The following is a 5,246-nucleotide window of genomic DNA, read 5'->3' as shown; positions in this document are numbered from 1 at the left end:
CGGCTCGCCGGCCGCTCGGCGGTCGCCCCGGTCTCCGCGCCGGGCGACGGCGGGAACCGGACCAGCGTGCTGCCCGACCCGGGCCGGCACCACCGCCGCCCGGCGGAACTGGCCGTACGGCTCGCGCCGTACCCGGCGGTCACCGCGGGCCACCCGCTCGCGGTCCAGGTCCGCATGGACGCCCTGCACTTCTTCGACGAGCGCGGCGACCGGATCGACGTCGGCTGGCGCTGAGCGCGCTGGCCGCACCCGGCCAGCCTGCCCGTGTGAGTCGGACGGCGGCTCATCCGGACAAGGTGGCTGCTTCGGCGGCCAGTAGGGCTGGCATTGCCGGGTAAGGGTCCTTGATGGGGGCACGCTGCTCGCGGGTTCTCTTGCGAACCTCGGTCAAGGTTGGGCCGGCCACGTAGTGCCGGCCACGCCGCTCCCCCCGTGCCTCCAGAAGGCCCTGATCGGCAAGGCGGGTCAGGTCGCGGGTGGCTGTGCGTTCCTCGACGCCGGTGAGCTTGATGTACAGAGGGCGACGGACGCGATATCCCAGGACAGCCTCGTACAGCAGCCCGGTGACCCGCTCGGGGAGCTTCTCTGCGCTGACCAGGGCATCCAGTTCCCGCCAGATTGTCGATGCCTCCTCGAACCGTCGGGCGACAGTCTGTGCCTGCATGTGATGAGCACGCAGATTGAACGCCACCCACAGGCCGGCGGACCCTTCGGGGTTCCAACGGCCTCGTCCGGTGATCGCCAGCACCCGGTAGTAGTCCTCTGTGTTGCTGCCCAACCACTCCTCGATGCTGGAGAAGGCCGGCTCGACGATCGCCTCGCGGGACAGCACCAGCGTCTGCAGCGCGCGGGCCATGCGGCCGTTGCCGTCCCGGAATGGATGGATCATCACGAGGTTGAGGTGGGCCAGTGCGGCCTTGACCAGCGGGTCCCTGGTGCCGTCGGAACGCAGGTGCTCCGCCAGTTCCTCCATCAGCTCGGGCACGAGGTTGGTGTCGGCTCCCTCGTACACACGTCGATCGGTCCGCTCGTCGTGGACATAGATCGGGCCCTTGCGGTACTGCCCCGGGCTCTTCGCCAGGTCGTGCGACAGCATCATGTAGTGCATGCTGCGGATGACCGACGTATCGAAGCGGAAGTACGGGTCCCCGGCGCTCTGCAGAACGTAGCCCAGGGCCTGTCGGTAGCCCCGGATCTCGGCGAAGGTGCGGTCATCGGCGCTCAGCGGCTCTTCGTCATCGAGCGCCGCGGCGGCGTCGTCCTCGGCGACCACGTATCCCTCAATGCTGTTGGAGCCGAGTATCGCTCTGGCCAGCATGGATCTCCGTAGCTCGCCGGTCCAGCGACGCGGGGTGCGCAGGACATCGGCCAGTGCCCGCCGCATCTCATGGATCTCCGCCAGCACGGATCGGTCAGGGTCGGTCAAATCGGGCGCAGCGTAGATCATCGCTCGTGTCCTTATGTCTCTTTCAATGAGACAACCCTAGCCCCACACCAGCGTTGACGCAAATAAAGAGACAAAGAGACGGGCCAGCTGATCACGCAGGCTCTTGCCCGGAAAGTTACCGACGAGTAGCGTGCGTTCATGTCCATCGACTCTCGCCAGGTGGCGGCCGGTCTCCTCGAAGCCGTGCCGTTCGCTCGTACGCTCGGTATCGAATTCGTCGAGGTCGCGCCCGAGGCCGAGGGCGGGGTACGGGCGGTCGTCCGGCTCCCCGACGTCCCGGAGCACCACAACCACGTCGGCGGCCCGCACGCCGGGGCGATGTTCACCCTCGGGGAGACCGCGTCCGGGGCGGTGGTGCTCGCCGCGTTCGGTCCGGTGCTCGACCGGGCGGTGCCGCTGGCCGTGACCGCCAACATCGCGTACCAGAAGGTGGCCCTGGGGCCGGTGCGGGCCACCGCGCGGCTGGGGCGTACGCCCGCCGAGGTGATCGCCGAGCTGGACGCGGGGCAGCGGCCAGAGTTCCCGGTCCAGGTGGAGATCGGTACGGAGGACGGCACGGTCACCTCCGTGCTCACCGTGGTGTGGACGCTCCGCCCGAACCGCTGAGGTCCGAATCGCGTTTGCCCCCGGGGTCGGGTGGATAGATTCAGGCAATGCTGGGCCTACCCGCTCACGTGACCGCCTGTCTCTTCGATCTGGACGGTGTGCTGACGCAGACCGCCAAGGTGCACAACGCTGCCTGGACCGAGACCTTCAACGCGTTCCTCAAGGACCGGGCGGCGGCCACCGGCGAGCCGTTCCGCCCGTTTGACCCCGGACCGGACTACAACCGGTACGTGGACGGAAAGCCGCGAGCCGACGGGGTGCGCTCCTTCCTGGCCTCGCGCGGCATCACCCTGCCCGAAGGCTCGCCGGACGATCCGCCGGAGGCGGACACGATCAACGGGGTGGGCAACCGCAAGAACGTCATCCTGCTCAAGCGGATCCGCACCGACGGGGTCGAGGTCTACCAGGGCTCGGTGCGCTACCTGGAGGCCGCCGTCCGGGCCGGAGTGCGCCGGGCGGTCGTCTCGGCCAGCGCCAACTGCGCGGCCGTGGTGGAGGCCGCCGGGCTGAACCCGTTCCTGGAGGCCCGGGTGGACGGGCTGGTGGCCCGCGAGCGCGGCCTGCGCGGCAAGCCGCATCCGGACACCTTCCTGGCCGGCGCGGAGCTGCTCGGGGTCAGGCCGGAGCAGGCCGCCGTCTTCGAGGACGCCCTCGCCGGCGTCGAGGCCGGCCGGGCCGGCGGCTTCGGGTACGTGGTGGGTGTCGACCGGGTCGGCCAGGCCGACGACCTGCGGGCGCACGGCGCCGACGTGGTCGTCACCGACCTCGCCGAGCTGCTGACCGGGGCCGCCGCGTGATCCGGGAGCGGGCGTACCCGGTCGAGCCGTGGCACGTCCGGGAGACCCAGCTCGACATGGACGTGCTCGCCCAGTCCGAGTCCGTCTTCGCCCTCTCCAACGGGCACGTCGGGCTGCGCGGCAACCTCGACGAGGGGGAGCCGCACGGCCTCCCCGGCACCTACCTGAACTCCTTCTACGAGCTACGCCCGCTGCCGTACGCGGAGGCCGGTTTCGGTTTTCCCGAGTCCGGCCAGACCATCGTCAACGTCACCAACGGCAAGCTGATCCGGCTGCTGGTCGACGACGAGCCGCTCGACGTCCGGTACGGCGAACTCCTCTCCCACGAACGGGTCCTCGACCTGCGCGCCGGCACCCTGCACCGGGAGGTGCACTGGCGCTCGCCGGCCGGGCGGGAGGTCAAGGTCCGCAGCACCCGGCTGGTGTCGTTCACCCAGCGGTCGGTCGCCACAATCAACTACGAGGTCGAGGCGGTCGACGGGCCGCTGCGGCTGATCCTCCAGTCCGAGCTGGTGGCCAACGAGGCCCTGCCGCCGCAGAGCCGCGACCCGCGGGTGGCGGCCGTCCTGGAGTCGCCGCTGCTGGCCGAGGAGGAGCTGACCACCGACGACGGCGGGCTGCTCATCCACCGGACCAAGGTCAGCGGGCTGCGGCTCGCCGCCGCGATGGCGCACGACGTGCACGGCCCGGAGCGCACCACCATGGAGTCCGAGGGGTACGAGGACTGGGTCCGCACCACCATCGGCTGCGTGCTCAAGCAGGGCCAGAAGCTGCGGGTGGTCAAGTACCTGACGTACGGCTGGTCCAGCCGACGCTCGCTGCCGGCGCTGCGGGACCAGGTCGGCGCCGCCCTCGCCGCCGCCCGGCTGGACGGCTGGGACGGGTTGCGCCGGGCCCAGCGCGAGTACCTGGACGAGTTCTGGGACGCCGCCGACGTGCGCGTGGAGGGCGACCCGGAGGTCCAGCAGGCCGTCCGGTTCGGCCTGTTCCACGTGCTCCAGGCCGGCGCCCGCGCGGAACGCCGGCCGATCTCCGCCAAGGGGCTGACGGGCCCCGGGTACGACGGGCACGCGTTCTGGGACACCGAGATGTTCGTGCTGCCGGTGCTGACGTACACCCAGCCGTCGGCGGTCCGGGACGCGCTGCACTGGCGGTACTCCACCCTCGAACAGGCGCAGGAGCGGGCGCACACGCTCAACCTCAAGGGCGCCGCCTTCCCGTGGCGGACCATCGAGGGGCCGGAGTCCTCGGCGTACTGGCCGGCCGGCACGGCCGCGTTCCACATCGCGGCCGACGTCGCCGACGCGTTGCGCCGGTACGTGCTGGCCACCGGCGACGCCGGGCTGGAACAGGAGATCGGGCTGGAACTGCTGGTCGAGACGGCCCGGCTCTGGCGCTCGCTCGGCCACCACGACCGCACCGGCCAGTTCCACATCGACGGGGTGACCGGGCCCGACGAGTACACCGCGGTCAAGAACGACAACATCTACACCAACCTGATGGCGCAGCGGAACCTGCTGACCGCCGCGGACTGCGCGATGCGCTACCGGGACCAGGCGCTCGACCTCGGCGTCAGCGAGGAGGAGGCGGCCGCCTGGCGGGACGCCGCGCACGCCATGCATCTGCCGTACGACGCCGACCTCGACGTGCACGAGCAGGTGGAGGGCTTCACCCGGTTGCAGGAGTGGGACTTCGAGCACACCCCGCCGGAGAAGTACCCGCTGCTGCTGCACTACCCGTACTTCGACCTCTACCGCAAGCAGGTCGTCAAGCAGGCCGACCTGGTGCTCGCGATGCACTGGCGCGGGGACGCGTTCAGCGGCCTGGAGAAGCTGCGCAACTTCCTCTACTACGAGCGGCGTACGGTCCGGGACTCATCGTTGAGCGCGTGCACCCAGGCGGTGATGGCGGCCGAGGTCGGCTACACCGAACTCGCCCACCGCTACCTGCGCGAGGCGGCCCTGATGGACCTGCACGACCTGAACGAGAACACCCGCGACGGGGTGCACATGGCGTCGCTGGCCGGGGCCTGGATCGCCCTGGTCGCCGGCTTCGGCGGGCTGCGTGACCACGACGGGACGCTCTCCTTCTCGCCCCGGTTGTCCAGCCGGCTCAGCCGGCTGGAGTTCGCCCTCCAATGGCGGTCGATGCGGCTGCGGGTCGACGTCCGGCCGCACCAGACCACGTACTCGCTGCGCAAGGGGGGCCCGGACGCGGTGCTGGAGCTGCGCCACCACGGCGAGCCGGTCCGCGTCACCACCGCCCAGCCGGTCACCGTGCCGGTGCCGCCCGCCCAGCCGGCGGGGCCACCGCCGGAGCAGCCACCGGGCCGGGCACCGCTGCTGCACCTGCCCGAGAACGCCAGCTGAACCGGCCCGGCCCGCGCTCGTCGCGGG

The 5,246-nt window shown here is 71.0% G+C and carries 4 protein-coding genes and 1 pseudogene; 4 read left to right on the top strand and 1 reads right to left on the bottom strand.

The window, feature by feature from the left end:
• A pseudogene (locus tag ACWEVO_RS29295) lies at positions 1 to 234 on the top strand (ABC transporter ATP-binding protein); the annotation flags it as partial.
• A gap of 49 nt (positions 235 to 283) precedes the next feature.
• Here ACWEVO_RS29295 and ACWEVO_RS29290 read toward each other — a convergent pair.
• The gene (locus ACWEVO_RS29290) at positions 284 to 1,447 is read right to left on the bottom strand and encodes a Fic family protein (protein ID WP_452310710.1); all 1,164 of its coding nucleotides are present in this window, start codon (positions 1,445 to 1,447) and stop codon (positions 284 to 286) included.
• A 138-nt stretch (positions 1,448 to 1,585) separates the two neighbouring features.
• Between ACWEVO_RS29290 and ACWEVO_RS29285 the strand changes: the two genes are divergently transcribed.
• Genes ACWEVO_RS29285 through ACWEVO_RS29275 form a run of 3 tightly spaced genes read left to right on the top strand, consistent with a single transcriptional unit; the run spans position 1,586 to position 5,219 of the window.
• Positions 1,586 to 2,053 (top strand): DUF4442 domain-containing protein, encoded by a 468-nt coding sequence (locus tag ACWEVO_RS29285; RefSeq protein WP_452310709.1) that lies wholly within the window; start codon positions 1,586 to 1,588, stop codon positions 2,051 to 2,053.
• 47 nt (positions 2,054 to 2,100) lie between these two features.
• Positions 2,101 to 2,850: an HAD family hydrolase gene (locus ACWEVO_RS29280; protein WP_452310708.1), complete on the top strand. Its 750-nt coding sequence runs from the start codon at positions 2,101 to 2,103 to the stop codon at positions 2,848 to 2,850.
• Entirely contained in the window at positions 2,847 to 5,219 is a 2,373-nt protein-coding gene (locus ACWEVO_RS29275) for a glycoside hydrolase family 65 protein (RefSeq protein WP_452310707.1), read from the top strand. The genes ACWEVO_RS29280 and ACWEVO_RS29275 overlap by 4 nt, the downstream gene beginning before the upstream one ends.
• Positions 5,220 to 5,246 lie beyond the last annotated feature (27 nt).

It is taken from the genome of Micromonospora sp. NPDC003776, assembly GCF_053605645.1.
Note: the sequence above shows the minus strand (reverse complement) of the source record. Positions and strands in the feature narration are given on the sequence as shown.